Origin of the sequence: Tepidamorphus gemmatus, assembly GCF_004346195.1 — a bacterium.
Taxonomy (GTDB): Bacteria; Pseudomonadota; Alphaproteobacteria; order Rhizobiales; family Tepidamorphaceae; genus Tepidamorphus; species Tepidamorphus gemmatus.
In genome coordinates this window covers 49174-74618 of the sequence record NZ_SMAK01000010.1, presented here as the reverse complement: position 1 = coordinate 74618, position 25445 = coordinate 49174, and the positions used below count along the sequence as shown (strand labels likewise).

The following is a 25445-nucleotide window of genomic DNA, read 5'->3' as shown; positions in this document are numbered from 1 at the left end:
GCACGGGAGATGTTCGGAAGGCGTGGCACACAGGGTCCGGGAGATGCGCGGCCGCCGGCGCGCGCGCCGCGTTCGCCGACGGAACCCGCCTCCCCGGTCGATCCCGTCGCCGCTCCCCCCGCGACCGGGGGCGCTCTGAGCGAGGCCGACGCGCCGCGCCCGGTGCAGACGGCCGCGCTGCCGCGTCCGGAACCGTCGGTGCGGATCGACCCGACGCGGTCACCTGCGCCGCGTCCGACCCGCTCCGAGAACTATTACGACACAAAGACGGCGATCTTCTCCGCGCTGATCGACGCGATCGATCTGGCGCAGCTCGCCAAGATGGACACCGAGTCCGCCCGCGACGAGATCCGTGACATCGTCAACGAGATCATCTCGCTGAAGAACGTCGTCATGTCGATCGCCGAGCAGGAGGAACTGCTCGACGACATCTGCAACGACGTGCTCGGCTATGGTCCGCTCGAGCCGCTCTTGGCCCGCGACGACATCGCCGACATCATGGTCAACGGCGCCGACACGGTCTACATCGAGGTTGCCGGCAAGATCCAGCCGACCAACATCCGCTTCCGCGACAATGCCCAGCTCCTGAACGTCTGTCAGCGCATCGTCAGCCAGGTCGGCCGTCGCGTCGACGAGGCAAGCCCGATCTGCGACGCGCGCCTGCCCGACGGCAGCCGCGTCAACGTCATCGTGCCACCGCTGGCGATCGACGGGCCGACACTGACCATACGCAAGTTCAAGAAGGACAAGCTCACCCTCGAGCAGCTCGTCCGGTTGGGCACCATCTCGCCGGAGGGCGCCACCGTCCTCGAGGTGATCGGCCGCAGCCGCTGCAACGTCATCATCTCGGGCGGCACCGGTTCGGGCAAGACCACGCTGCTGAACTGCCTGACCCGCTACATCGACGACGGCGAGCGCATCATCACCTGCGAGGACGCTGCGGAACTGCAGCTCCAGCAGCCGCATGTGGTCCGTCTCGAGACCCGTCCGCCGAACCTGGAGGGGGAGGGCGAGGTGACGATGCGCGAACTGGTGCGCAACTGTCTGCGCATGCGTCCGGAGCGGATCATCGTCGGCGAGGTGCGCGGCCCGGAAGCCTTCGACCTGCTGCAGGCGATGAACACCGGCCACGACGGCTCGATGGGCACACTGCACGCCAACTCGCCGCGCGAGGCACTGTCCCGCATCGAGGGCATGATCACCATGGGCGGCTTCAACCTGCCCTCGCGCACGATCCGCGAGATGATCACGTCCTCCGTCGACGTCATCATCCAGGCCTCGCGCCTGCGCGACGGCTCGCGCCGCATCACCCACATCACCGAGGTGATCGGTACCGAGGGCGAGACCATCACCACCCAGGATCTGTTCGTCTACGAGATCCTCGGCGAGGACGCCAAGGGCAACATCATCGGGCGCCACCGCTCGACTGGCGTCGCCCGACCCGCGTTCTGGGAGCGGGCGCGCTACTATGGCGAGGAGAAGCGGCTGGCCGAGGCCCTCGACAAGGCCGAGGTGCGCGATCTTGACTCCGCGCCGCTGTTCACGGGCTGAGCGATGCTGGGCGCGGACATCCAGGTGCTTGCGGTCATCGCGATGGCGATGATCTGTGCCGGCGGCCTCGCCTGGGTCTTCATCTATCCCCGACTGTCGGGTGAGGCGGCGGTCGAGAAGCGCATCCGCACCGTCCGCGCCTCGCGGATCGCGACGCCGGCCAGCCAGAAGTCGGCTTTCGAGGTCGAGGTCAGCAAGCGACGCAAGCAGATCCAGGAAACCCTCAAGGACCTCGAGGCCAAGCAGAAGCAGCGCGCCCGCCCGCCCCTGCGCGTCCGCATCGGCCAGGCCGGCCTCGGCTGGTCGGTGCGTACCTATTACGTGGTCAGCGTGGCGACCGGCATCGCCGCGGGCCTTGCCGGGCTTCTCGCCCGCCTGCCGCCGCTCGTCATCCTTGGCCTGATGATCGCCGGCGGCGTCGGGCTGCCGCACTGGATGCTGGGCTTCCTCAAGAAGCGCCGCCAGAACAAGTTTCTCAACGAGTTTCCGACCGCCGTCGACATCGTCGTGCGCGGCGTGAAGGCGGGGCTGCCGCTGAACGACTGCCTGCGGATCGTCGCCGCCGAATCGCAGGAGCCGGTCCGTTCGGAATTCCGGCAGGTGATCGAGACCCAGGCTCTCGGGCTGCCGGTCGCCGATTGCGTCGAGCGCATGTACGACCGGATGCCGCTGCCGGAGGTCAACTTTTTCGCGATCGTCATCGCGATCCAGCAGAAGACCGGAGGCAACCTTGCCGAGGCACTGTCGAACCTGTCGAAGGTTCTGCGCGACCGCAAGCGGATGAAGGGCAAGATCCAGGCGATGAGCCAGGAGGCGAAGGCATCCGCCGCGATCATCGGCGCGCTGCCGATCATCGTCATGATCCTCGTGTTCCTGACCAGCCCCCAATACATCTCGCTGCTATGGACCGAGCCGGTCGGGCACATCATGCTCGCCGGTTCGGCCTTCTGGATGCTGTGCGGCATCCTGGTGATGCGCAAGATGATCAACTTCGACTTCTGAGGCTGCCGCGATGCTCGATCTCATGGCCAGGCTCGAACAGCTCTACGACCCGGGGCTCTTGGTCGCGGTGTTCGCCGCGATTGCCGCGGTCGCGGCGATCGTCTCGGTCGGCATGCCGCTGCTGGCCAACGACCGTCTCGGCGCGCGGATGAAGTATGTCGCGCGTGAGCGCGACAAGCTGCGCGCCAGGGAGCGTGCCAGACTGAATGCGGAGGGGCCCCGCGTCAGCCTGCGCAAGTCGCCAAAGGCCTACATGCAGCGCGTCGTCGACCAGCTCAACCTGCGCAAGCTTCTGGAGGCGGAAGACACCCGTGACCGCCTGCGGATGGCGGGCCTGCGCGGTCAGTCGGCGCTGGTGGGGTTCCTGTTCTTCCGGGTGGTGCTGCCGCCGGTGCTGTTTCTGATCGTGCTGATCTACATCTTCTTCGTCGGCAACTATCAGGATCAGCCGGCGACCATAAAATTCCTCATCGCCTTCGGCGCCGCCTATGCCGGATTCTACGCGCCGAACGTCTACGTCTCCAACCGGATCAAGCGACGCCAGCAGGAGATCCAGCGAGCCTTTCCCGACGCGCTCGACCTGCTGCTGATCTGCGTCGAATCCGGGATGTCGATCGAGCAGGCCTTCCGCAAGGTCAGTCAGGAGGTCGGCACGACGTCGATCGCGCTGGCCGAGGAACTGAGCCTGACCACCGCCGAACTGTCCTATCTGCAGGAGCGGCGGCTGGCCTACGAGAATCTCGGCAAGCGCACGGGGCTGCCGGGGGTCAAGGCGGTGGTTGCGGCACTGATCCAGGCCGAACGCTATGGCACGCCGCTCGGCCATGCGCTGCGCGTCATGGCGCAGGAGAACCGGGACATGCGCATGGCCGAGGCCGAGAAGCAGGCTGCGGCACTGCCACCGAAGCTGACCGTGCCGATGATCACCTTCTTCCTGCCGGTCCTGTTCATCGTCATCCTGGGACCGGCGGCCATCAAGCTGATGAAGCTGTGAGGCCGGCCGCCGCGCCACGGCCGGCGCGGCGGCTGCCCGGCATCAGCCGGACTTGACCTCGATCCTGCGGGTCTTCTTCTCCTGCTCGGGCGACTTCGGCAGTGCCACCTTCAGCACGCCCTTGTCGAACGTCGCCGTGACCTTCGACGCATCGACTTCGAAAGGCAGAGCGAAGGAGCGCTGGAAGCTGCCGTAGGAGCGCTCGGAGAACACTCGACCGTTCTGCTTCTCCTCGTGTTCCGACCGCTTCTCGCCCTTGATCGTGAGGACGTTTTCGGACAGCGTGACCTCGACGTCCTTCTCATCGACGCCAGGCAATTCGGCGCTCACCTCGAGGCCGGTGTCGGTTTCGTGGATCTCGACATTGGGAGACGCGCCGGCGCCAGCCGTCCCGATCAGGGCGCGCGCTGAAGGCCAGCCGCGACCGAAATCCTCGAACACACGCTCGACTTCACGATGCAGCGCCGCGAAGGGATCGTCCCTGTCGCGGCTCCAGAGCGAGGGAAGACGCATCCTTGACCTCCATTCTTCCAGATCCATCGGATCGCAACAGGTGCTCCGAAGGATTTCACGAACGATTCAGTCCTGATGGCGCCTCATCGGTGAAACCTCAGGCGGGGTCGACCGTGACCACCTGAAAGGTGTGCATGTCACCATCCTCTCCGCGGATCGACACGTACTCGCCCACCCGGAAGGCGTGGCTGCCGAAGCGGTAGCCGGCCTCGTCGTCCTCGTCGGTGGACTCGTCGTAGTCGAACACCCAGCGTGCGTGATCCCGGCCGCCCGGCTTGTGCACGAGCCTGCCGATCTCGTCCTGCTCGCTGCCCCAGAACCGGCGCACCGTGCACCGTTCGCGCTGGGTCCGCCACGCTTCGGCGTCGATGAAGCCCTCCGCATCGAGCGGAGCGACGAATTCGTAGCCGTGATACGCGCTCCCGTTCGGGAATTCCGGGCTGCGCGCCAGATTGAGGCGGATGCGCTTGAGATGTGCCGTTGCGGCAGACATGCCTGGTCTTTTCCTCCGGATGGTTTCGTCGCGTCGCCGGTGCCCCGGAAGATGCTCCGGGAGCGCGAGCGACACCGCCAGTGCTCCGATGCAGCATACCATCGGACAACTGATGCACCACAAAAGGTGGGTATGCGTTGACCTGGCGCAAGGCCCGCGGCCAGCTTGGCCAGCCAGCATCGCCGGTTGGCGGAGATCGGATCGAAGCATGAGCAGTGAGCAGACGGACACAGCGGACCAGGCCGAGGTCGCGGCATTCCTCGCCGATCCCCTCACCCATGGCGGGCGCGCAGACCGCGTCAAGCGCATCGACACCCATGCGGCGATGATCTTTCTCGCCGGCGACGACGTCTACAAGATCAAGCGGGCAGTCCGCTTTCCGTTCCTCGATTTCTCGACGCTGGAGAGGCGCCGGCGCGCCTGCGCGCGCGAGGTCGAGCTGAACCGCGCCTTCGCACCCGACCTCTATCTCGGTGTCGTGCCGATCACCCGTTCGCCGGAAGGTCACCTGCGCATCGGCGGGCGCGGACCGGTCGTCGAATGGGCGGTGCACATGCGACGCTTCGACGAGACGGCGACGCTCGACCGGCTTGCAGCAGCCGGCAGGATCGATGCCGCAATGGTCGACGCGCTGGCGCTGCGGGTGGCCGCGCTGCACAGGGACGCAACCGTTGCCGGGGTCGTCGCGATCGCCGATCGGATGTCCCGGATCGCAGCCGAGAACATCGGCGAACTGCGCGATCGGCCCGATCTGTTTGCAGCCCAAGCGGTGGACCGGCTGGCCGCGGCCACGGAGGCCGCACTTGCGCGCCTTGCACCGCTGATGCGGCGGCGCGCGGCTGCCGGCCATGTTCGTCGCTGTCATGGCGATCTGCATCTCGCCAACATCGCGCTCATCGACGGGCATCCGGTGCCCTTCGATGCGCTCGAGTTCGACGAGGACCTCGCGACGATCGACGTTCTCTACGACCTCGCCTTCCTGGTAATGGATCTGTGGGGCCGCGGCGAGGCAGGCCACGCCAACCGTCTGCTCAACCGTTGGCTCGTGGTCCGCGGAATGTCGGTCGACGACATCGACGGGCTCGCGCTCCTGCCGCTGTTCGTTTCGATGCGGGCCGCGATCCGTGCGAAGGTTGGGGCGGCCAGGCTGCGCCATCTGAACGGCCGGGCGCGCGAAGCCGGTGCCGACGCGGCGCAGGCGATGTTTCGCCTGGCCTGCGCAGCGATAGCCCCGCCGCCGCCCAGGCTCCTCGCCATCGGCGGTCTGTCGGGGACCGGCAAGACGTCCGTCGCGATGGCAATCGCGCCCGACATCGGCCCGCTTCCGGGCGCTGTCGTCATCCGCAGCGACGTCCTGCGCAAGGTGATGGCGGGGGTCGGCGAGGCCGACCGCCTGCCGTCGGAACATTACACGGTTCAGGCGAGCGCGGCCGTCTACGAGGCAATGCACGACCTGGCCCGGCGCGCGCTCGCGGCCGGTCACGCCGCGATCCTCGACGCCGTGCACGCCCGACCCGGCGAGCGCCGGGCGGCAGCGCGGGTCGCCGAGCGGGCCGGCGTGCCGTTTGCAGGCCTCTGGCTGGAGGCGCCGGCCGCCGCGCTGATCGACCGGGTCATGGCGCGCCGCGGGGATGCCTCGGATGCCGACGGCAGCGTGGTCGAGCGGCAGCTCGGATACGATCTCGGACCCATCGACTGGACACCGATCGCGGCGGGCGGCGATCTCGCTGCGACGGTCGCGTCGGTACGCGCGGCGCTGGCCTTGCCCTTGCCATCCTCGTGACCCACGCCGGATGCCCCGACCAGCCCTGCGACCTCAGAGATTGGCCGCATGGCACCGGTCGACTGCACGGCGCGGCCATGACTGTTGCAGCCCGGGCTCGCCGCCGAGGCCCGCCGCGGAATCCCGGCTGACGGCGCTTGCCGGCCGGCCCGCAAACGGGCATAGCGCGGCGATCGCATCCGGAGCACCGCCATGACAGCCCGCCGCAACCGCCTTGATCCCGCGACACTCGCCGCCCAGGCTCTCGGCACGGTGGATGCCGAAACGGGCGCCGTGGTGCCGCCGATGCACAGTTCGACCACCTTCGCGCGCGGCGCCGACTATCGCCTGGTCGGCGACCATCTCTACTCCCGAGACAGCGGCCCCACGGTGCGGCGCGCCGAGGAGATCGTCGCGGCGCTCGACGGCGGAGCGGACGCGCGCCTGTTCGCCTCGGGCATGGCCGCCTTCGCCGCGCTGCTGGAGGCACTGCCCGAGGGCGCGCACGTGCTGGCCCCGAAATCCATGTACTATGCCGCGCAGGACTGGCTGATCCGTCAGGCCTGGCGCGGCCGGATCGAGCTCGACCTGTTCGACCAGACCCGGCCCGAGGCGCTCTCCGCCGCGCTGCGGCCGGGCCGCACGGCACTGGTCTGGATCGAGACGCCGGCCAATCCGACCTGGGATGTCGTCGATATCGCGCTGGCGGCGGAGGCAGCTCATTCGGCAGGGGCGCGGCTGGCCGTCGACAGCACCTGCGCGCCGCCGCCGACCACGCGGCCACTGGAGCTCGGCGCCGACATCGTGTTCCATTCCGCGACGAAGTATCTGAACGGTCACTCCGACCTCACCGCGGGGGCGCTGATCCCGGCCCGCGACGACGAATTATGGGCGCAGATCCACAAGATCCGCACCGCCACCGGTGGCGTTCTCGGCGGCTTCGAGGCCTGGCTGCTGATTCGCGGCATGCGGACGCTGCATGTTCGCTTCGCCCGCCAGTCGGAGACGGCGCTGGCGCTCGCCCGGCACCTGGAGAGACACCCTCGGGTCGTGGAGGTGCTCTATCCGGGCCTCGCCCGCCATCCCGGCCACGCCATTGCGCGCCGGCAGATGACCGGCGGATTCGGCGGCATGCTGTCGATCCTGCTCGACGGGGACGTCGAATCGGCCCGGCGTGTTGCCGCTTCGACGCGCGTCTTCGTGCCGGCCACCTCGCTCGGCGGCGTCGAGAGCCTGATCGAGCACCGGCGCTCGGTGGAAAGCCCGCAGAGCCCGGTGCCCGACACCCTGATCCGCATCTCCGTCGGCCTGGAGGCGCCCGGCGACCTGATCGACGATCTCGACCAGGCGCTGGCGGCAGCCTGACAACAGATGCCATCGCCCGCGCCGCCCGGTCTTCCGGAGGCGCGGTCGGCTCGGGATCGGCAGGACCGTCCGACCGATCCGCAGGCGGCGATCAGCCCTGCGGCTGCGGGACGATGCGGATGTAGGGTTTCGGCTCCTTCCAGCCCTCGGGATACTTCTGCCTCGCCTCCTCGTTGGATACCGAGCCGGCGATGATCACGTCGCCGCCCTGCTGCCAGTTTGCGGGCGTCGCCACCTTGTGCTTCGCCGTGAGCTGCAGCGAATCGACGAGGCGGAGAATCTCGTCGAAGTTGCGGCCGGTGGTCATCGGATAGGAGATCATCGCCTTGATCACCTTGTCGGGGCCGATGACCAGCACGTTGCGCACGGTCTGGTTGTCGGCCGGCGTGCGGCCCTGCGAACTGTCGCCGGCATTCGCCGGCAGCATCCCGTACAGCTTGGCGACCTTGAGGTCCGGATCGCCGATCATCGGGTAGTTCACCGCGTGCCCGGTGACCGCCTTGATGTCCTCGGCCCACCGCCGGTGGTCGTCGACCGGATCGACTGACAGGCCGATGATCTTGACACCGCGCTTGTCGAACTCGGCCCGCATGCCGGCCATCGTGCCGAGTTCCGTGGTGCACACCGGGGTGAAGTCCTTCGGATGCGAGAACATGATGCACCAGGACCCTCCGACCCAATCGTGGAAGCGGATCGGTCCCTCGGTGGTCTCGGCCTCGAAGTCAGGGGCGATATCGCCGATCTTCAGCGTCATCGGACATCTCCGTGTTGGTTGCCGCGTCCGGCCCGCACGCCCGCGGCAAAGGTGGTCTGCAGCGTTGGCGAGATCCTAGAGCAGGGCTGCGGTGATTGGGAGACACGGGTTTGCGTCCGCATGGCGCGGAGGCGAAGGCGTGTTCCGTCCCGGCGACTGATCGCGCAATGGCATTGCGCGCAGCCGCGATGCCCGTTTCCTGAGCCTCCCCACCCCCTTACACATCAGCACCAGAGACAAAAGCGACGCATTCTGACGCTTTTTCTATAATTCGATCGGATACCATGTCATTCTGACGACGGGTCGGAGGCTGTTTGGCCGCGCCGGTCCTCATTTGTCTGACTTTTTTCAACAGCAGGAACTTCCAGATGCCTCATCTCTTGCAAACGGCGCCGGTTCTGGCAGGGATTGCCGCCGCCATGATCCTTGCGCCGGATCCCGGCGCGGCGCAGTCGACCCGTGACATCGCGGCGTCGCCGATTCGGCTGTCGGACGGCCTGGTGCCGGAAGCTGGCCTCAACGGCCCGTTGGGCCGGGCGGCCAGCCGCATGCCGCTTGCCGGCACTGCAGAACTGGAGCGCACGGCCGGTACAGCAAGCGGAGCCGTTCTGCCGGGAGCGCCGGGGGCCTCGGCGTCCTCCGGGAGCGATGCCGAAGCCGGCAGCCCGGGTCGGGAAGCCTTCGGCTTGTCGACCGCGCCCTATACTACGGCGCGCGTTGCAGTCGGCCAGCTCGGCCCGTCGAACACCAAGGCCCGTACGCCCGTCACGAGCTATCCCTATCGTGCGACCGGCAAGATCTACGCGCGCTGGGGCTCCAGCTGGTATGTCTGCACGGCCTCTCTGGTGAAGAAGGGCGTGCTCGTCACTGCGGCGCACTGCATCCACGAGTTCGGGAACCGGGACGCCGGCTGGGCGGATGAGGTGATCTGGATCCCGGCAAACATCACGCAGAACCGCAATGGCCCGTACGGGGTCTGGAGGGCTCTGCGGATGTACGTTCCAGATCCCTATTTCGATGGCAGCGACACCTGCACCCAATCCGGTGTGGTCTGCAACAACGACATCGCCACCATCGTGCTGCAGCGGCGCAACGGCCGGTTCGCGGGCAATATCCTCGGCTGGTATGCCTATGGCTGGAACGGCTTCTCGTACCGGGCCAGTGCGTTCCTCGGCAACACGACGACGGTGCAGATCACCCAGCTCGGCTATCCCGCCGCGTTCGATCGCGGCTACCAGATGCAGCGCACCGATGCCGTCGGCTGGTATGTCGAGGATGGAGACCTGCGCAACACGCAGATCGGCTCGGCGCAGACCGGCGGGTCGTCGGGCGGCCCGTGGCTCGCCAATTTCGGCACCCGGCCGAACGTCTCCGCGGCGGCCTCGCTGGGGTCCGCCTCCCGGTCGAACGTCGTCGTCGGCGTCACCAGCTACGGTGCGGTGCAGGTGGGGTTCAACCGCCAGGGCGCCTCGTTCTTCGGCCAGAACCGCGAATTCCCGAACAGGCGATACGGCACGTTTGGGGCCGGCAACATCGGTCGCCTGATGCAGGAGACCTGCAACAGGAACAAGGCCTTCTGCTAGTGGACCGAGCCGGGTCACGCTGCCGGGCGGCCCTTGCGGGGCCGCCCCTTTCCGTCGTTGGCGGACCAGTCCGTGCCGCAGCCCCGGGTGTCGGGACCTCTGCCATCGCCCGACCGACCGGCCCTGCCACGCCGATGTCGCAGATGTTGATTAGGCGACGTCGATGTCGCTTTACCGGCGTTGCTGCCGCCAGCGAAGCGGCGCAAGATTCCGCAGCGTCAGCCACGAAGACTTGAGTTTTCCGGCTGCTGCAAGTTGCTGAAGTCGAATTTTCCCAAAGCTCTAAGGGAACTCTCATGACAATGTCTGCGAAAACCGTGGCCCTCTCTGCAGGAGCGGCCATGATGGTGTCGTTGTGGGCGGTCGCCCCCGTAACGGCTCAGTCCTCTGCCGGGACCATCGCCTCGCCGATCAACAGGACGAGCCTCGTGCCGTCGGCGGGCGGCCCGGTCGGCCCCGGCATCAGCCGGATGCCGCTCGCCAGCCCGAGTGCGTTCGAGGGTGCCGCCGAGGCGAAGCCCACCGGCACGCCCGGCGCCGTCGGCTCCTCCGAGGATGGCGGCAAGGCCGTCCTTGCCCCGGAGGCATGGGGCTCCTCGACCGCGCCCTACACGACGGCGCGGGTCGCCGTGCAGGTGCTCGGCACCTCCAGCCAGGCGTCGCAGACGCCGGTGAACAGCTATCCGTTCCGCGCGACCGGCAAGCTCTGGGCCCGCTGGGGATCGAACTGGTACATCTGCTCGGCCTCGCTGGTGAAGAAGGGCGTGCTCATCACCGCCGCGCATTGCATCTTCAATTATGGCCAGAAGGCAAACGGCTGGGCCCAGGAAGTGCGTTGGTATCCGGCAAACCGCTCCTCCTCGGGCGGCGACTACGGGGTCTACACGCATCGCCAGCTGCGCGTCCCGACGACATATTACAACGGCAACGATACCTGCACCCAGTCCGGTGTTGTCTGCAACAACGACATTGCGACCGTGGTGCTGAATACCCGTGACGGCAAGTATCCCGGCGAGGTTGTCGGCTGGTACGGCTATGGCTGGAACGGCTATTCCTACAAGGCCTCGTCGTATCTCGGCAACAAGACGACCGTGCAGATTACCCAGCTCGGCTATCCGAAGGCGTTCGACAGCGGGTATCAGATGATCCGCACCGACGCTGTCGGCTGGTACCATACGTCGGGCAACCTCAAGAACACCCAGATCGGCTCGGCGCAGACCGGCGGTTCGTCGGGAGGCCCGTGGCTGGTCAACTTCGGCACGCGCCCGGTCGTCGATACCAGCGCGGCATCGCTCGGCAGCCATTCCAACTCCAACATCGTCGTCGGCGTGACCAGCTATGGCTCCACGACGGTAGGCTTCAATCGGCAGGGCTCGTCCTACTTCGGCCAGAACGTGGAGTTCCCGAACGCCGCCTATGGTTCGTATGGTGCCGGCAACATCGGCAAGATGATGCTCGATACGTGCACGGCGCAGCCGGCCTATTGCTGATCGCTGGCCAGTGACCGGACGGCGCGGCCCGCGGGCCGCGCCGTTTCCGTGGGGGCCGCGCACGGCCCTTGCAAGCCATGCTTAATCAATTCGTCATTCCCGCGGATGTATTCGGGGTCAGAGATCGCTCCCCGAAGGACGGCTCGATATGACCGCGTTCTCGACCATCATCATCTGCAGGAACTCGAAATGGCACCATTTGCCCGCTCTGCGGCGTTGGCTCTAGGCCTCGCCGCGTCGATGCTTCTGATACCCGCACTTGCGTCGGCACAGGTCTCGGCCGGCATCAGCCACTCGCCGCTGCGGACCGCCGACGGTCTGATCCCGCGTGCCGGTCTCAGCGGCCCGATCGGACCCGGCATCAGCCGAATGCCGCTTGCTCCGGGGTCGCTGTATGACAAGGCTGTCGCTCGCGCCCGGAGCAGCCGCGGCGTCGCGCCCGCGATCACCGGAAAGCCCGGGGCGGTCGCGTCCTCGCAAGAGGGCGGTCGCCTTGTCGCGGACTCCGGCGCCGAGGCCTTCGGCACCTCGACTGCGCCCTATACGACGGCGCGCGTCGCTGTCTCGACGCTCGGTCCGTCCTCCACGGCCTCGCGCACCCCGGTCACCAGCTTCCCCTATCGCGCCACCGGCAAGATCTACGCGCGGTGGGGGTCGAACTGGTATGTCTGCACGGGTTCGCTGATCAAGAAGAGCGTGCTGATCACCGCTGCGCACTGCGTCTTCAACTATGGGCAGGGGGCCGAGGGCTGGGCCGACGAGGTGCTCTGGTATCCGGCCAACATCTCGGGCGACACCGCCAGGCAGCCTTATGGCGGCTGGGTTGCGCGGCGGATGTACGTCCCCACGCCCTACGTCAACGGCACCGACACCTGCGATCCGGCGGCCGTCGGCATCGTCTGCAACAACGACATCGCCACCGTCGTGCTGGAGACGGACAGCCGGGGCCGTTACGTCGGCGATCTGGTCGGCTGGTACGGCTATGCCTGGAACGGCTATTCCTACCGTGCTTCGCCGTTCCTCGGCAACGCCCGGACGGTGCAGATCACCCAGCTCGGCTATCCCGCTGCCTTCGACCAGGGCTACCAGATGCAGCGCACGGATGCGGTGGGCTGGTACGTGCAGGACGGTGATCTGCGCAACACCTCGATCGGCTCGGCCCAGACCGGCGGTTCCTCCGGCGGCCCGTGGCTGGTCAATTTCGGCACGCGCCCCAGGGTGGCGGCCGGCCAGGCCTCGCTCGGCAGGTCAGCTGCGTCCAACATCGTGGTCGGCGTCACCAGCTATGGCTACACGACGCCCGGCGTCAACAATCAGGGTGCCTCGTTCTTCGGCCAGAACCGCGAATACCCGGCGGCGCAGTACGGCAGCTTCGGGGCCGGCAACATCGGCGCGCTGGTGCGCGACACCTGCACCAACGCCCAGACCAGGGCCTATTGCTGATCGCCTTGTCCGAGACCGCTGCGCCCGAGACCGCTGCGCCCGAGACGGACGCGACGCGGATGCGGCAGCATCCGCGCCGCCTTCCCTGTCGGCGCGGCAGCTGGCGCCGCCGGCTGCCGGCGACGGCCGCTCAGTCGATCTTCCGGACGGCGCCATGCGCGGCGCTGGTCGTCAGCGCGGCATAGGCCTTCAGCGCCGTCGTGATCCTGCGCTTGCGCGGCGCGGCCGGCTTCCAGGCCGCCTCGCCGCGCGCCTCCATGGCGGCGCGCCGCGCGGCGAGAACGTCCGGCGCCACCATCAGCTCGATACGTCGGTTCGGGATGTCGATCTCGATGCGGTCACCCTCCTCGACGAGGGCAATCGTTCCCCCTTCCGCGGCTTCGGGAGAGACATGGCCGATGGACAGGCCGGACGTTCCTCCGGAGAAGCGCCCGTCGGTGACCAGCGCACAGGCCTTTCCGAGCCCCTTCGACTTCAGATAGCTGGTCGGATAGAGCATCTCCTGCATGCCCGGGCCGCCGCGCGGACCCTCGTAGCGGATCACCACCACGTCGCCGGCGGCGACGCCGCCGTTGAGGATGCCGTCGACGGCCGAGTCCTGACTCTCGAAGATGCGCGCCGGCCCGGCAAACTTGAGGATCGACTCGTCGACGCCGGCCGTCTTCACGATACAGCCGTCCTCGGCGAGGTTGCCGTACAGGACCGCCAGGCCGCCATCCTTCGAGAAGGCGTGGGCGGCGTCGCGGATCACGCCGGTCTGGCGGTCGTCGTCGACGGTCTCGTAGCGCCTGTCCTGGCTGAACGCGACCTGGGTCGGCACGCCGCCGGGCGCCGCCCGGTAGAATTCGTGAACCGACGGACTGCTGGTGCGCCGGATGTCCCAGCGCTCCAGCGCATCGCCGAGCGTCTCGGAATGCACGGTGCCGACGCTGGTGTCGATCAGCCCGGCCCGGTCGAGCTCGCCGAGGATGCCCATGATGCCGCCGGCCCGGTGCACGTCCTCCATGTGGACGTTCGCGACCGACGGCGCCACCTTGCACAGGACAGGCACGCGGCGCGACAGCCGGTCGATGTCGGCCATGGTGAAGCCGATCTCGCCTTCGTGGGAGGCTGCCAGCAGGTGCAGCACCGTGTTGGTCGAGCCGCCCATGGCGATATCGAGCGTCATCGCGTTCTCGAAGGCCTTGAAGTTCGCGATCGAGCGCGGCAGCACGCGCGCGTCGTCCTGCTCGTAGTAGCGGCGCGCCAGATCGACGATCAGGTGCCCTGCCTCGACGAACAGCCGCTTGCGGTCGGCGTGGGTTGCGAGTGTCGAGCCGTTGCCCGGCAGCGCCAGGCCGAGCGCCTCGGTGAGGCAGTTCATCGAATTGGCGGTGAACATGCCCGAGCACGAGCCGCAGGTCGGGCAGGCAGACCGTTCGACGACCGCGACCTCGGCGTCGGAGACGCGGGAGTCGGCCGCGACGACCATGGCGTCGACGAGATCGACCGCGCGCTCCTTCCCCTCCCAGACGACCTTGCCCGCCTCCATGGGGCCGCCGGACACGAACACGGCCGGAATGTTGAGCCGCATGGCAGCCATCAGCATGCCGGGCGTGATCTTGTCGCAGTTGGAGATGCACACCATCGCATCCGCGCAGTGCGCGTTGACCATGTACTCCACGCTGTCGGCGATGATCTCGCGCGAGGGCAGCGAATAGAGCATCCCGTCATGACCCATGGCGATGCCGTCGTCGACGGCGATCGTGTTGAATTCCTTGGCAACGCCACCAGCCTTCTCGATCTCGCGGGCGACCAGCTGGCCGAGATCCTTGAGGTGCACGTGTCCCGGCACGAACTGGGTGAAGGAGTTCACCACCGCGATGATCGGCTTGCCGAAATCGGAGTCCTTCATGCCGGTGGCGCGCCACAGGCCGCGGGCGCCGGCCATGTTGCGGCCGTGGGTCGTGGTGCGTGAGCGATACGGGGGCATGGGCGTCTCCTGGGCGGCGTCGGGGCCTTCTGGCAGCGCAATTAAGGCGGAAGCACCGGGTCGGCAAGCTTTGCCTGCGCCGGCCCGTCGTCTCTGGCCTAATCGCGGACGCCGACTATGATGGCGCCGCGCACAGGGAGTCTCAAATGACAGGTTCAAACATGGCGGCCCGGCCCGGCGGGCGCATTCTGGTCGATGCGCTGCTGGCCCAGGGGGTCGATCACATATTCTGCGTGCCCGGCGAAAGCTATCTGGCGGTTCTCGACGCCCTGCACGATGCGCCGATCGCGGTGACGGTCTGCCGCCAGGAAGGCGGCGCGGCGATGATGGCGGATGCCTACGGCAAGCTGACCGGGCGCCCCGGCATCTGCTTCGTGACCCGCGGGCCGGGCGTCACCAACGCGTCGGCCGGCATCCACATTGCCTCGCAGGATTCCACCCCGATGATCGTGTTCGTCGGCCAGGTCGAGCGCGGCATGCGCCACCGCGAGGCGTTCCAGGAGATCGCCTACGCCCAGGTGTTCGGCACCATGACCAAGTGGGCCGCCGAGATCGACGATCCGCACCGCATCCCGGAGTTCGTCCACCGCGCCTTCATGACGGCGATGAACGGCCGCCCCGGCCCAGTCGTCCTGGCGCTGCCCGAGGATGTGCTGACGGAGCTGGCCGAGGTACCGGCAACGCCGCGGGCCGAGCCCGTGCCGACAAGCCCTTCGCCGGCCGCCATGCGGCGCCTTGGCGAGATGCTGGCGGGAGCAAGCCGGCCGGTCATGGTCCTTGGTGGCAGTCGCTGGAGCGCGCAGGCGGTCGCCGACATCCGCCGCTTCGCGGAGGCCTTCGACCTTCCGGTCGGCTGCCAGTTCCGCCGTCAGTCGCTGTTCGACAACACCCATCCGAACTATCTCGGCGACGTCGGCATCGGGCCGAATCCGGCCCTGTTCCGACGCCTGCGCGAGGCCGATCTGTTCCTGCTGGTCGGCGGGCGCATGAGCGAGATGCCGTCGTCAAGCTACACGCTGCTCGACATCCCCGCGCCGCGCCAGCAGCTGGTGCATGTCCATCCCTCCGCCGAGGAGATCGGCCGGGTCTATGCGCCCGCGCTCGGCATCCATGCCGATCCGGCCTCGTTCGCTGCCGCAGCGACAGCGCTGACGGCGCCGGCCGAGCGTCCGTGGGCGGCGCAGACGCGGGCCGCCAACGCCGCCTACCGGGCCTGGAGCGACACCCCGCCACCACTGCCAGGCCGGGCCGACTACGGCAGGATCATGTCGTGGCTGCGCGACCGGCTGCCGGAGGACGCGATCATCTGCAACGGCGCGGGGAACTATTCGATCTGGATCCACCGGTTCTACCGATTCCGGCGATTCGGCACCCAGCTCGGCCCGACCTCTGGCTCGATGGGCTACGGCACGCCAGCCGCCGTGGCTGCCAAGCGGCTCAATCCCGACCGCATGGTCGTCGCGTTCGCCGGCGACGGCTGCTTCCTGATGAACGGACAGGAGTTCGCCACCGCCGTTCAGTACGGGCTGGCGATCCTCGTCATCGTCGTCGACAACGGCATGTACGGCACGATCCGCATGCACCAGGAGCGGGAATATCCCGGCCGCGTCAGCGCGACCGATCTGACCAATCCCGATTTCGCGATGCTTGCCCGCGCCTATGGCGGTCATGGCGAGACGGTCGAGGCGACCGAGGAGTTTGCACCGGCCTTCGAGCGGGCAGTGACCTCCGGCAAGCCGGCGCTGATTCATGTCAAGGTCGATCCGCAGGCGATCACGCCGACCGCGACCATCGACGCGATCCGGCAGAAGGCGCTGGCTGAGGCGGGGTGATCCCGCCTGCCGCCTGCTGGGGGCGGTAGAGGACCGATCGACCGGGTTGCGCGGCGGGTCTAGGCCAGATCCAGCTCGACCTCGACGATATCCGGGTCGTCCTCGGAGCGGATCTGGGCGAAGCCGAGCTCGTGGCACATCGCCAGCATCGTCGTGTTGCGCCGCAGCACCTCGCCGCGGATCCGCTTCAACCCGTCGGACCGGGCATAGTCGATGATCATCTTCATCAGCGCCCAGCCGAGACCGCGGCCCTTCAGATCGGAGCGGACCAGGATGGCGTATTCGGCGGTCTCGTGATCGGCGTCGGCGTGGATCCGGACGACGCCGAGCAGGTCGCCGCTGTCCGGGTCGAGCGCCACGAACGCCATCGAGCGTGCGTAGTCGATCTGCGTCAGGCGTGCCAGGAACCGGTGCGACAGGTCGGGCTTGGGGGTGAAGAAGCGCAGCCTCAGGTCGCCGGTGTCGACTTTCTCGAAGAACGCCTTGTAGAGCCGTTCGTCCTCCGGGCGGATCGGGCGGACCACCGCCGACAGCCCATCCTGGGTCGTGATGCGGCCTTCGAGCTGTTTCGGATAGGGACGGATCGCGAAGCGCGGATTGACGCCGTGCCGTCCCACGCGTGGCTCCGGACCGACGCGGATGCGGGCGTCGACCGCGATCACACCGTCTGCGTCGGCGAGTAGCGGGTTCAGATCGAGCTCGAAGACCTCCGGGATGTCGGCGGACAGCTGCGAGATCTTGACCAGCGTCAGCGCCACGGCGTCGATGTCTGCGGCCGGCTCGTTGCGGAACGCTTCGAGCACCCGCGAGATGCGTGTCTGATAGATCAGGTCGCGGGCGAGGCTCAGATCGAGCGGCGGCAGTGCCAGTGCCTTGTCGCGAATCACCTCAACGGCAATCCCGCCCTGGCCGAACAGCATCACCGGTCCGAACACCGGATCGTCGGCGAGTCCGCAGATCAGCTCGCGCGCGCCGGGGCGGCGGATCATCGGTTCGACGGTGACGCCGTCGATGCGCGCGTCCGGACGTGCCGCACGGGCCGCGGCAATGACTTCCCTTGCCGCCTTTTCCACGTCGGCGGCGGTGGTCAGGTCGAGGCGGACGCCGCCGACATCGGTCTTGTGCAGGATGTCGGGCGAGAAGATCTTCACCGCGCAGGCGCCATGCCGGGCAAGGATCGGGGCTGCAAGCTCGGCGGCCGCGGCCGGATCGGCAGCGGACTGGGCCGTCGCGATCGGGATATCGTAAGCCGACAGCACCGCGGCGATCTCGGGGGAGCGCAACCATTCGCGTCCCTCCGCCACGGCGGCGCGGATCACCGCGCGCGCCTGCTCGGGCCGCGGGGAGAAGTCGGACGGCAGGCTCGGCGGCGTGCGCAGCAGCGCTTCCTGCGCATCGGAATACTTGACCAGATGCTGGATGCCGCGCACGGCCGCCGTGGTCGAGGCGAAGGTGGGGATGCCGACCTCCTGGAACACCGGCCTTGCCGCTTCCGCCGTGCGGCCGCCAAGCCAGGCGGCGAAGATCGGCTTGCGCGGCCAGTGCCGGCCATGATGCTCGCGTGTGACATCCGCCACTGCCTGTGCCGCTTCGGCGCTTGAGGCAAGCGCGGTCGGGCAGTTCAGCACCAGCACCGCATCGGTGCTCGCATCGGCGAGCAGCACCTCGAGCGCCCCGCGATAGCGCTGCGGCGGCGCATCGCCGATGATGTCGACCGGATTGCCGTGCGACCACGTCGGCGGCAGCACCGCGTTCAGCCGGCCGATCGTATCAGGGGACAGCGGTGCCAGCGTGCCGCCGAAATCGACCAGCCGGTCGACCGCCATGACCCCGAGGCCGCCGCCATTCGTCAAGACGGCCAGGCGCCGTCCGCGGAACGGCTTGATCTGGCTGAGTGTCTCGGCCGCGTCGAACAGTTCGTCGAGATCGTCGACCCGCAGCATGCCCGCCCGTCGGAACACGGCCTCGTAGACCGCATCGGCGCCGGCCAGCGCGCCGGTGTGCGAGGCGGCCGCCTTCGCCGCCTCCTCGTGCCGGCCCGACTTCACCACGACGACGGGCTTCGATCGCGCCGCCGCGCGCGCTGCCGACAGGAACTTCTTCGGGTTGGTGATGCCTTCGACATAGAGAAGGATCGCGCGCGTCCGCAGATCGGCGGCGAACCAGTCGAGCAGGTCGCCGAAATCGACGTCGGCCATGTCGCCGAGCGAGACCATCGCCGAGAAGCCGATACCGCGGTCGTTCGCCCAGTCGATGACGGTGGTGATCACGGCGCCGGATTGCGAGACCAGCGCCAGGTCTCCCTTGAGCGGGCTGGCATGGGCAAAGCTGCCATTCAGGCCGATCGGCGGGACCATGAGTCCGACACAGTTGGGTCCGAACACCCTCAGCGTGTGGGGCCGGGCGGCGTCCAGCATCTGCTGGCGCAGCGATCCGGGGCCGGCGCCGAGGCCGGCCGTGATGACGACCACGGCACGGGTGCCGGCGGCCCCGAGTGCGGCGACCGCCTCCGGAACGACCTCGGGCGGGGTTGCGACGATCGCCAGATCGGCGGGAGCGGGCAGCGCACCCGGGTCGGGATGGCAAGGGCGCCCGCCGATCTCGCCGTAGCGCGGGTTGACGAGGTGGATGTCGCCGGCGAACCCGGCGTCGGCGAGATTGCGCAGGATGACGCCGCTGACCGAGCCCGGCCGCGGGCTGGCGCCGACGAGGACGACGGATCTGGCCGAGAATGCCTTGTCGAGGTTCCGGATGCTCATGGCGCCTGGTCCGATGGCTGCTGTGCGGGGGCGCGCCCTGCGGAACGTGATGCCCTCACTGCATGACGAAACGAAGAAGGCGGCGGACGTTCCGCCGCCTTCGGGGGCCGCCGCCAACCGCCGCGGCCGCCGGGCTGTCCGCTGCGCGCCGGCCTAATGTGCCATCAGCACTGGCAGCGTCATCGAGGCGAGAATGCCGCGGGTGGCTCCGCCGAGGACGAACTCCCTCAGCCGCGAGTGGCCGTAACCGCCCATGACGATCAGGTCGGCTTCCGTATCCGCGGCATGGGACAGCAACGCGTCGGCTACATCGATACCCGTATCGGGGATCCGCTTCACCGAGACATTGATGCCGTGCCGGGCCAGATGCAGGGCCAGATCGGCACCCGGTTCGCCCGCCCGCGCCGAGGGCGCACTGTCGCCGACGACGACCACCGACACGGCGTCGGCCTTGACCAGCAGCGGCAGGGCCTCGTTGGCTGCCCGGCTCGCCTCGCGGCGGCCGTCCCAGGCCACGATGACGTTGCGGATCCTGGCCTCGTCGGGTCCGATATAGGGGACGACCAGGACGGGGCGGCCCGACTCGAACAGCACAGCCTCGGTCATCAGGTCACGGATCGCGAGGACGTCGTCCGGCTCCGACTGGCCGACGATCACCAGATCTGCGGTGCGGCCATGCACCGCGAGCGTCGGCGGGGCGGCTGACTCGGTGCAGGAAATCACCCGAACCTCGCTCCTCACGCCGGCGCGGTCGGCTGCCGCCGTGAACGCCGCCGCCGCCGCGTTGGCCGCATCGAGGGCGCGCTTGCGCTGGCTTTCGAGCAGCGCTCCGGGCACCTCGCCCATGATCATCGGCGGAATCGTCGGCTCCAGCGCAAAGGCGACGGCGGTCAGGTGCGCGTCGTGGGCCGCAGCAAGCGACAGCGCGAAGCTCTGCCGGTGCGCGCTCGCCGCGCCGGCGCCCTCGGTGTCGATCTGTACGAGAATGTCCTTCAAGCCCATGTGAGCCTCCGTCCCTCGGTTGGTGACGTCAGGCGGCGAGGATGCCGCCGATCTGCGCTTCGATCTCGCCGGGTGTGGCCCGCGTCAGGTCCTTTGCAAGCTCGCCGGTGACCTTCGCAGCGAGCGGCTTCGGGAGCAGCTGGCGCAGGTCGCCGAGCGTCTGTGGTGCGGCAATGAGCACGAGGCGGTCCATCGGGCTCGTCCGGGCCTCTTCCGCAAGCCAGGCAACGAACTCCCGGATGAATTCGCGCTCGGCGTGGCGGTGCGGATCGGTCCGCGGTTCCATCGCGTGGCGAGCCTGCCCGGTGCTTTCAAAGGCGCGGCCAGGCCGGTCGGCCTGGATATCCTGGTTCAGCCGCCGGCTGCCGACGAAGGCCCGATCGAGCCGCTCCGTGACGCCCTTGCCCACCCCTTCGTTGACGAACACCCGCGCACGGGCACCGTCGGCCACGACGATCCAGGTGACGATCTTCTGAACCACGACGACCTCCGAGGTTTGCCGCGCACGCCCCCCGCCAATGGCCCGCAGAGTGCGCCTCTACCTTGATCGCGGTCAACACCGGGATCACGGTCACGACCGGTGAGGGACCGCCGGTCAACCGTCGCGCAGGATATCGCGCGCAATGATCAGGCGCTGGATTTCGGACGTTCCCTCGTAGATCGTCGTGACGCGCGCGTCGCGGGCGAGACGCTCGAGCGGCAGATCGCGGATATAGCCGGCGCCGCCATGCAGCTGCAGGGCGGTGTAGGTCGCCCGTTGGGCCGCCTCCGTCGCATACAGCTTCGCCATCGACGCCTGGCGGGCGAATGGCTTGCCGGCATCCTTGCGTGCGGCGGCCTGCAGGATCAGCAGACGGGCGGCCTCCAGCTCGGTCTCCCGGTCGGCGATCATCCACTGGATGCCCTGCATCTCGGCGAGGGCGCGTCCGAACTGGTGGCGCTCGCGCACATGGGCGATGGCCAGGCTCATCGCTTCGCGTGCGAGCCCGAGCGCAAGCGCGGCGATGCCGATCCGGCCGCCGGCCAGTTCGCCGACCGCAATACGGAAGCCGTCATTGACGGCGCCGAGCACCGACGACGCCGGAATGCGGCAGTTCTCGAAGATGATCGTGTTGGTCGCCGAGCCGGTCTGGCCCATCTTCCGCTCGGCCGGGCCGATGAGGACGCCCGGGGTGCCGGCCTCGACGAGAAAGCAGGTGATACCCTTGCCCTTGCCCGCCTCCGGGTCGGTGACTGCCCACACCACGAACAGTCCTGCATACTCGCCGCTGGTGATGTAGCTCTTCGAGCCGTTCAGCACCCATTCGTTGCCGTCCCTGCGCGCGGATGTGCGCATGGCCGCCGGATCTGAGCCAGCGCTGGCCTCCGTGAGGCAGAATCCGGCGGCAGGGTAGGTGCCGTCGCAGATCCGCGGCAGGTAGGTCCGCTTCTGCTCCTCGCTGCCGCAGGCCTCGATGACGCCGGCAACCATGTTGGTAACGGAAGTGGTCACTGCCGTCGAGGCGCAGCCGCGCGCGATCTCCTCGATCGCCACCGCAAAGGCGACGGTGCCCGCGCCGGTGCCGCCATAGGCGGGATCGACGTTGAGCCCCATGAAGCCGTTCTCGGCGAGCAGTTTCAGGTTGGCGAGGAAGTCGTCGCGCCCTTCGCCCCTGTCGAGGACTGGCGCCAGCGGCGCCAGCCGCTCGGTCGCGATCCGCCGCGCCGTCGCGCGGATCAGTTCCTGGTCTTCCGTCGCCTCGAACACCGAAGGTGCCTCCGTCGCCAGCCATGGCAACGGTTGATAGACCTGAAGCCGCCGACAGGCAACGCGCGGCGAAGCAACGGACCGGTCAGCGCCCCGACGGCCGCGCGTGCTTCGGCCTGTCCGACCGCTTCGACGCGCCGGCCGGCAGATCGTCCGTGTCGGGCTGTGGCTGGGTCAAGGCGGGCGGATCGCTGGCCGGGAACGAATCCTGCAGTTCCTCGTCCAGTTCGCGGTCGAGTTTGCGCTTCTTCGCCGTGTCGGCATGCTGCGTCGCGGTCGCGTTCATCAGTCGTTGCTCCTTGCGATGTCCCCGCAATGCGTATCGGGGCCTGTGGAGCAACAACGCGGGATGGCGGCTCCGCGTTTCATCTGCCAGGCAGACACTGGCGGGCAAGTGCGCTAAGAGCGCTGCAGCCGCGCCGCGCGCGGTGTCACCGCGCCGGAGGCGGCAGCCCATGTCCATCCACCGCTCGATGAGCCTCGCCGACTGGGGCCAGCTCGTGCTGCTGTCGGTAGTCTGGGGCGGTTCCTACCTGTTTGTCGGCCTCGCCGTCCAGGAGCTGCCGCCGCCGGTCATCGTGCTGGCGCGCGTGGCGATCGGCGGGTTCGCCCTCGTCGCGGTCGCCGGGCTCTCCGGGATGAGGTTGCCGCTGACGGTCGCCTGGTGGCTGCCGATCACGGTGATGTCGATCCTCAACAACATCATTCCCTGGAACCTGATCACCTGGGCACAGACCGAGGTGCCGAGCGGGCTCGCGGCGATCTTCAACGCGGCGACGCCGCTGTTCACCGTGCTGCTGGCGCAGGTGCTGACCGACGACGAGAAGATGACCGTCGGCAAGCTCGCCGGCGTCGTGCTCGGCCTTGCCGGCGTCGCCGTGCTGATCGGTCCGAGCGCGCTTGCCGGGGCAAGGGCGGACCTGTGGGCGCAGGCGGCACTGCTGGCGGCGGCGATGAGCTACGCGCTCTCGGGCATCTGGGCGCGGCGCTTCTCCGACCGGCCGCCGCTCGCCACCGCTGCCGGCCAGATGGTGGCCTCCACCGTGATGATGATCCCGATCACGCTTGCCCTCGTCCCCGGATGGACTCCGGCCATGCCCGGTCCACCGACGATCGTCTCGGTTCTCTGTCTGGCGCTGCTGTCGACCGCCTTCGGCTACCTGCTGGTGTTCCGCATCGTCCGGTCGGCGGGGGCGACCAACCTGTCGCTGGTCACGCTGCTCATTCCCGTCACCGCCGTGCTGCTCGGCGTCGTGGTCCTCGATGAGAGCCTCGACGCGCGGGCCGGTGTCGGCATGGCACTGATCGCGCTGGGTCTCACGGCGATCGACGGCCGGATCGGACGGCGCCTGTCGCGGGCGTTGCGACGCGGCACTGCCTGAAGCGCTCGACCGTCCCCGGTGGTGCCGGTGTCCGTCCCACCCTTGAGGCCGGCGAACCGCTCGTCATGGACACTCGCGCAAGCGCTCGATCGGGAAGGCATGGCGCCACCCGGCCTCCTCGGCCCGACCCTTGAGGCCCACGAATGCCGGGACGACTTTGCAGATGTCGGATATGCTTCGCCCAAGACACGAACCGCCTCTATCCCTTCCGACGCTGCATGTGTTCGTCCAGTCGGGGCAGGATCTCGACGAAGTTGCACGGCATGTGGCGGTAGTCGAGCTGCTGGGCAAGGATGTGATCCCAGGCGTCGCGACAGGCGCCGGGCGAGCCGGGCAGGCAGAAGATGTAGGTCGCGTTGGCGACACCGGCAGTTGCCCGGCTCTGGACCGTCGAGGTGCCGATCTTCTCGTAGGAGACATGGTGGAAGGCCCACGCGAAGCCGTCCATCCGCTTCTCGAACAGCGGCTCGACGGCTTCCGGCGTCACGTCGCGGCCGGTCAGCCCGGTTCCGCCGGTCGTGATGACGACATCGATGTCCGGCTGGAACGACCAGGCGCGCACCACCTCCCGGATCGCCGCGATCTCGTCCGGCACGATCTGCCGCGCCGCGAGATGATGGCCGGCCGCCGTCAGCCGCTCGACGAGAACCTGCCCGGACCTGTCGGTCTCGGGCGTCCTGGTGTCCGATACCGTCAGCACGGCGATGCGAACGGGCACGAAGCTGCGCTCATCGGCGGTCATGGGGCTGTCTCCTGCAGGTGGCAGGACTATATCGGGACCTGTCCGCTCCCAGAAGGGGCGATGGACGCGACCAGCGGACCGCCGTCACGACCGATGGCCGGTGTCATGGCTTCGCCATGCCGGCACGGCCGGTCTGCGGTCCGGCCCCGATCAGCTGCCCCGCCGGTGCAATCCCCGGTGCACTCCGATGACGATCGCCGCCCCGCCCCTCCCGTCGCCGCCTCGTCTCCGGCTGTGGGTCGAGTTCTGCTTGATCTTCGGTGCCCTGCCGCTGGTCATGGCTCTCCATCTGCCGCCGACGGTGATGTGGAGCGCACTCGCCGGCCTGGTCCTGATCGCCGTCGTGCTGCTGTCGGTCACGGACGGGTTCGACTGGCGCGACCTGCTGTCGCCGCCGAACCGGTTCGATCTGATCGTCATCGCGGCCTTCGCGGTGCTGGTCGGCGCTGGCAGCGTCGGGCTCGTGCTGTGGCTGCGTCCGCACGCCCTGTTCGGCCTGCCGCGCTACAATTCCGACCTGTGGCTGACGATCGTGCTCGCCTATCCCTTCCTGTCGGCGCTACCCCAGGAGCTCGTGTTCCGAGCGCTGTTCTTCGGCAGGTACGGGGTGCTGATCCCGTCCCGGGGCTTGGCGCTCCTCGTCAATGCCGGGGCCTTCGCGCTGGCCCATCTGTTCTACTGGAACTGGCCGGCCGTCGTGCTGACCGGTGCGGGCGGTATCGTGTTCGCGTGGGCCTATCTCTGGCGCCGGTCCTTCCTGCTCGCCTGGGCGCTGCACGCGGTTGCCGGGCTCGCCGTGTTCACCTCCGGCCTCGGTGTCTATTTCTATCACGGCGCCGTCGCGAGGTGAGTCGACGGCCGTGCGGGTCAGCTCTCGCGGCGCGGGCGGTAGACGCCGGTGACCGGATCGCGTTCGAGCGCGATCATCGGAGCCTTGGCATCGGTTTCCCGAGCCAGTCTCTCGAGCAGCCGTCGGCGCCGCTGCTCTTCGCGCACCACCCGCCAGGCCGCCAGCGCCCCGCCGACGATCAGCCCGCCGATAAGGAGCGGATTCGCCAT

22 protein-coding genes are annotated in these 25445 nt (G+C 68.4%); 11 read left to right on the top strand and 11 right to left on the bottom strand.

Translation table 11 applies throughout. The annotated features are described in order from the left end of the window. Positions 1 to 9: 9 nt before the first annotated feature. The 3 genes from EDC22_RS14710 to EDC22_RS14700 are packed head-to-tail and all read left to right on the top strand — an operon-like array spanning position 10 to position 3547. Positions 10 to 1551 (top strand): TadA family conjugal transfer-associated ATPase, encoded by a 1542-nt coding sequence (locus tag EDC22_RS14710; RefSeq protein ID WP_245499778.1) that lies wholly within the window; start codon positions 10 to 12, stop codon positions 1549 to 1551. Between the two features lie 3 nt (positions 1552 to 1554). Further along, positions 1555 to 2553: a type II secretion system F family protein gene (locus EDC22_RS14705; protein WP_132807434.1), complete on the top strand. Its 999-nt coding sequence runs from the start codon at positions 1555 to 1557 to the stop codon at positions 2551 to 2553. Positions 2554 to 2563: 10 nt separating this feature from the next. Continuing rightward, the gene (locus EDC22_RS14700) at positions 2564 to 3547 is read left to right on the top strand and encodes a type II secretion system F family protein (RefSeq protein ID WP_132807433.1); all 984 of its coding nucleotides are present in this window, start codon (positions 2564 to 2566) and stop codon (positions 3545 to 3547) included. 42 nt (positions 3548 to 3589) lie between these two features. Here the strand turns inward: EDC22_RS14700 and EDC22_RS14695 are convergent, their stop codons facing one another. Next, entirely contained in the window at positions 3590 to 4060 is a 471-nt protein-coding gene (locus tag EDC22_RS14695; protein WP_245499777.1) for an Hsp20/alpha crystallin family protein, read from the bottom strand. Between the two features lie 97 nt (positions 4061 to 4157). Then, on the bottom strand, positions 4158 to 4553 hold the full coding sequence (locus tag EDC22_RS14690; protein ID WP_132807431.1) for a hypothetical protein: 396 nt from the start codon (positions 4551 to 4553) through the stop codon (positions 4158 to 4160). A gap of 208 nt (positions 4554 to 4761) precedes the next feature. Between EDC22_RS14690 and EDC22_RS14685 the strand changes: the two genes are divergently transcribed. Then, a complete protein-coding gene (locus EDC22_RS14685) occupies positions 4762 to 6336 on the top strand; it encodes a bifunctional aminoglycoside phosphotransferase/ATP-binding protein (RefSeq protein ID WP_132807430.1) in 1575 nt (524 codons plus the stop codon). A 192-nt stretch (positions 6337 to 6528) separates the two neighbouring features. Further along, entirely contained in the window at positions 6529 to 7680 is a 1152-nt protein-coding gene (locus EDC22_RS14680) for a trans-sulfuration enzyme family protein (RefSeq protein WP_132807429.1), read from the top strand. Positions 7681 to 7771: 91 nt separating this feature from the next. Here the strand turns inward: EDC22_RS14680 and EDC22_RS14675 are convergent, their stop codons facing one another. Next, positions 7772 to 8434: a peroxiredoxin gene (locus tag EDC22_RS14675; RefSeq protein WP_132807428.1), complete on the bottom strand. Its 663-nt coding sequence runs from the start codon at positions 8432 to 8434 to the stop codon at positions 7772 to 7774. Between the two features lie 314 nt (positions 8435 to 8748). On the opposite strand from EDC22_RS14675, the gene EDC22_RS14670 reads away from it, so the two are divergent. The 3 genes from EDC22_RS14670 (at position 8749) to EDC22_RS14660 (ending at position 12950) form a co-directional block, all read left to right on the top strand. After that, positions 8749 to 10017: a trypsin-like serine peptidase gene (locus EDC22_RS14670; RefSeq protein WP_132807427.1), complete on the top strand. Its 1269-nt coding sequence runs from the start codon at positions 8749 to 8751 to the stop codon at positions 10015 to 10017. A 341-nt stretch (positions 10018 to 10358) separates the two neighbouring features. After that, positions 10359 to 11507 (top strand): trypsin-like serine peptidase, encoded by a 1149-nt coding sequence (locus EDC22_RS14665; RefSeq protein ID WP_132807426.1) that lies wholly within the window; start codon positions 10359 to 10361, stop codon positions 11505 to 11507. Positions 11508 to 11747: 240 nt separating this feature from the next. Beyond that, positions 11748 to 12950, top strand: a complete 1203-nt coding sequence (locus tag EDC22_RS14660; protein ID WP_165926926.1) for a trypsin-like serine peptidase — start codon at positions 11748 to 11750, stop codon at positions 12948 to 12950. Positions 12951 to 13080: 130 nt separating this feature from the next. Here the strand turns inward: EDC22_RS14660 and ilvD are convergent, their stop codons facing one another. Further along, entirely contained in the window at positions 13081 to 14922 is a 1842-nt protein-coding gene (gene ilvD, locus EDC22_RS14655; RefSeq protein WP_132807424.1) for a dihydroxy-acid dehydratase, read from the bottom strand. 146 nt (positions 14923 to 15068) lie between these two features. On the opposite strand from ilvD, the gene EDC22_RS14650 reads away from it, so the two are divergent. After that, positions 15069 to 16754 carry a thiamine pyrophosphate-binding protein gene (locus tag EDC22_RS14650; RefSeq protein WP_132807423.1) on the top strand — a complete coding sequence of 562 codons (1686 nt, stop codon included), beginning with the start codon at positions 15069 to 15071 and terminating at the stop codon, positions 16752 to 16754. A gap of 59 nt (positions 16755 to 16813) precedes the next feature. On the opposite strand, the gene EDC22_RS14645 is transcribed toward EDC22_RS14650, so the two are convergent. From EDC22_RS14645 to EDC22_RS14625, 5 genes are all read right to left on the bottom strand, one after another. Further along, positions 16814 to 19513: a bifunctional acetate--CoA ligase family protein/GNAT family N-acetyltransferase gene (locus tag EDC22_RS14645; protein WP_132807422.1), complete on the bottom strand. Its 2700-nt coding sequence runs from the start codon at positions 19511 to 19513 to the stop codon at positions 16814 to 16816. A 153-nt stretch (positions 19514 to 19666) separates the two neighbouring features. Beyond that, positions 19667 to 20515, bottom strand: coding sequence for a universal stress protein (locus EDC22_RS14640; RefSeq protein ID WP_132807421.1), 849 nt, complete (start codon positions 20513 to 20515; stop codon positions 19667 to 19669). Positions 20516 to 20543: 28 nt separating this feature from the next. Further along, entirely contained in the window at positions 20544 to 20996 is a 453-nt protein-coding gene (locus EDC22_RS14635; RefSeq protein WP_165926925.1) for a host attachment protein, read from the bottom strand. Between the two features lie 114 nt (positions 20997 to 21110). Next, on the bottom strand, positions 21111 to 22262 hold the full coding sequence (locus EDC22_RS14630) for an acyl-CoA dehydrogenase family protein (protein WP_132807419.1): 1152 nt from the start codon (positions 22260 to 22262) through the stop codon (positions 21111 to 21113). A gap of 85 nt (positions 22263 to 22347) precedes the next feature. Beyond that, entirely contained in the window at positions 22348 to 22548 is a 201-nt protein-coding gene (locus EDC22_RS14625) for a hypothetical protein (protein WP_132807418.1), read from the bottom strand. Positions 22549 to 22717: 169 nt separating this feature from the next. On the opposite strand from EDC22_RS14625, the gene EDC22_RS14620 reads away from it, so the two are divergent. Beyond that, positions 22718 to 23644: a DMT family transporter gene (locus EDC22_RS14620; RefSeq protein WP_165926924.1), complete on the top strand. Its 927-nt coding sequence runs from the start codon at positions 22718 to 22720 to the stop codon at positions 23642 to 23644. 199 nt (positions 23645 to 23843) lie between these two features. On the opposite strand, the gene moaB is transcribed toward EDC22_RS14620, so the two are convergent. Continuing rightward, positions 23844 to 24386 (bottom strand): molybdenum cofactor biosynthesis protein B, encoded by a 543-nt coding sequence (gene moaB / locus EDC22_RS14615; protein ID WP_132807417.1) that lies wholly within the window; start codon positions 24384 to 24386, stop codon positions 23844 to 23846. A gap of 250 nt (positions 24387 to 24636) precedes the next feature. Between moaB and EDC22_RS14610 the strand changes: the two genes are divergently transcribed. Continuing rightward, on the top strand, positions 24637 to 25236 hold the full coding sequence (locus EDC22_RS14610) for a CPBP family intramembrane glutamic endopeptidase (protein WP_165926923.1): 600 nt from the start codon (positions 24637 to 24639) through the stop codon (positions 25234 to 25236). Positions 25237 to 25253: 17 nt separating this feature from the next. Here EDC22_RS14610 and EDC22_RS14605 read toward each other — a convergent pair whose 3' ends face one another. Further along, a complete protein-coding gene (locus EDC22_RS14605; protein ID WP_132807415.1) occupies positions 25254 to 25445 on the bottom strand; it encodes a hypothetical protein in 192 nt (63 codons plus the stop codon).

Excerpts from the sequence above, each read along its gene's own strand:
- EDC22_RS14710 (WP_245499778.1), top strand. The coding sequence starts at position 10 with ATGTTCGGAAGGCGTGGCACACAGGGTCCGGGAGATGCGCGGCCGCCG.
- EDC22_RS14705 (WP_132807434.1), top strand. The coding sequence starts at position 1,555 with ATGCTGGGCGCGGACATCCAGGTGCTTGCGGTCATCGCGATGGCGATG.
- EDC22_RS14700 (WP_132807433.1), top strand. The coding sequence starts at position 2,564 with ATGCTCGATCTCATGGCCAGGCTCGAACAGCTCTACGACCCGGGGCTC.
- EDC22_RS14695 (WP_245499777.1), bottom strand. The coding sequence starts at position 4,060 with ATGCGTCTTCCCTCGCTCTGGAGCCGCGACAGGGACGATCCCTTCGCG.
- EDC22_RS14690 (WP_132807431.1), bottom strand. The coding sequence starts at position 4,553 with ATGTCTGCCGCAACGGCACATCTCAAGCGCATCCGCCTCAATCTGGCG.
- EDC22_RS14685 (WP_132807430.1), top strand. The coding sequence starts at position 4,762 with ATGAGCAGTGAGCAGACGGACACAGCGGACCAGGCCGAGGTCGCGGCA.
- EDC22_RS14680 (WP_132807429.1), top strand. The coding sequence starts at position 6,529 with ATGACAGCCCGCCGCAACCGCCTTGATCCCGCGACACTCGCCGCCCAG.
- EDC22_RS14675 (WP_132807428.1), bottom strand. The coding sequence starts at position 8,434 with ATGACGCTGAAGATCGGCGATATCGCCCCTGACTTCGAGGCCGAGACC.
- EDC22_RS14665 (WP_132807426.1), top strand. The coding sequence starts at position 10,359 with ATGATGGTGTCGTTGTGGGCGGTCGCCCCCGTAACGGCTCAGTCCTCT.
- EDC22_RS14660 (WP_165926926.1), top strand. The coding sequence starts at position 11,748 with ATGCTTCTGATACCCGCACTTGCGTCGGCACAGGTCTCGGCCGGCATC.
- ilvD (WP_132807424.1), bottom strand. The coding sequence starts at position 14,922 with ATGCCCCCGTATCGCTCACGCACCACGACCCACGGCCGCAACATGGCC.
- EDC22_RS14650 (WP_132807423.1), top strand. The coding sequence starts at position 15,069 with ATGACAGGTTCAAACATGGCGGCCCGGCCCGGCGGGCGCATTCTGGTC.
- EDC22_RS14645 (WP_132807422.1), bottom strand. The coding sequence starts at position 19,513 with ATGAGCATCCGGAACCTCGACAAGGCATTCTCGGCCAGATCCGTCGTC.
- EDC22_RS14640 (WP_132807421.1), bottom strand. The coding sequence starts at position 20,515 with ATGGGCTTGAAGGACATTCTCGTACAGATCGACACCGAGGGCGCCGGC.
- EDC22_RS14625 (WP_132807418.1), bottom strand. The coding sequence starts at position 22,548 with ATGAACGCGACCGCGACGCAGCATGCCGACACGGCGAAGAAGCGCAAA.
- EDC22_RS14620 (WP_165926924.1), top strand. The coding sequence starts at position 22,718 with ATGTCCATCCACCGCTCGATGAGCCTCGCCGACTGGGGCCAGCTCGTG.
- moaB (WP_132807417.1), bottom strand. The coding sequence starts at position 24,386 with ATGACCGCCGATGAGCGCAGCTTCGTGCCCGTTCGCATCGCCGTGCTG.
- EDC22_RS14605 (WP_132807415.1), bottom strand. The coding sequence starts at position 25,445 with ATGGCGAATCCGCTCCTTATCGGCGGGCTGATCGTCGGCGGGGCGCTG.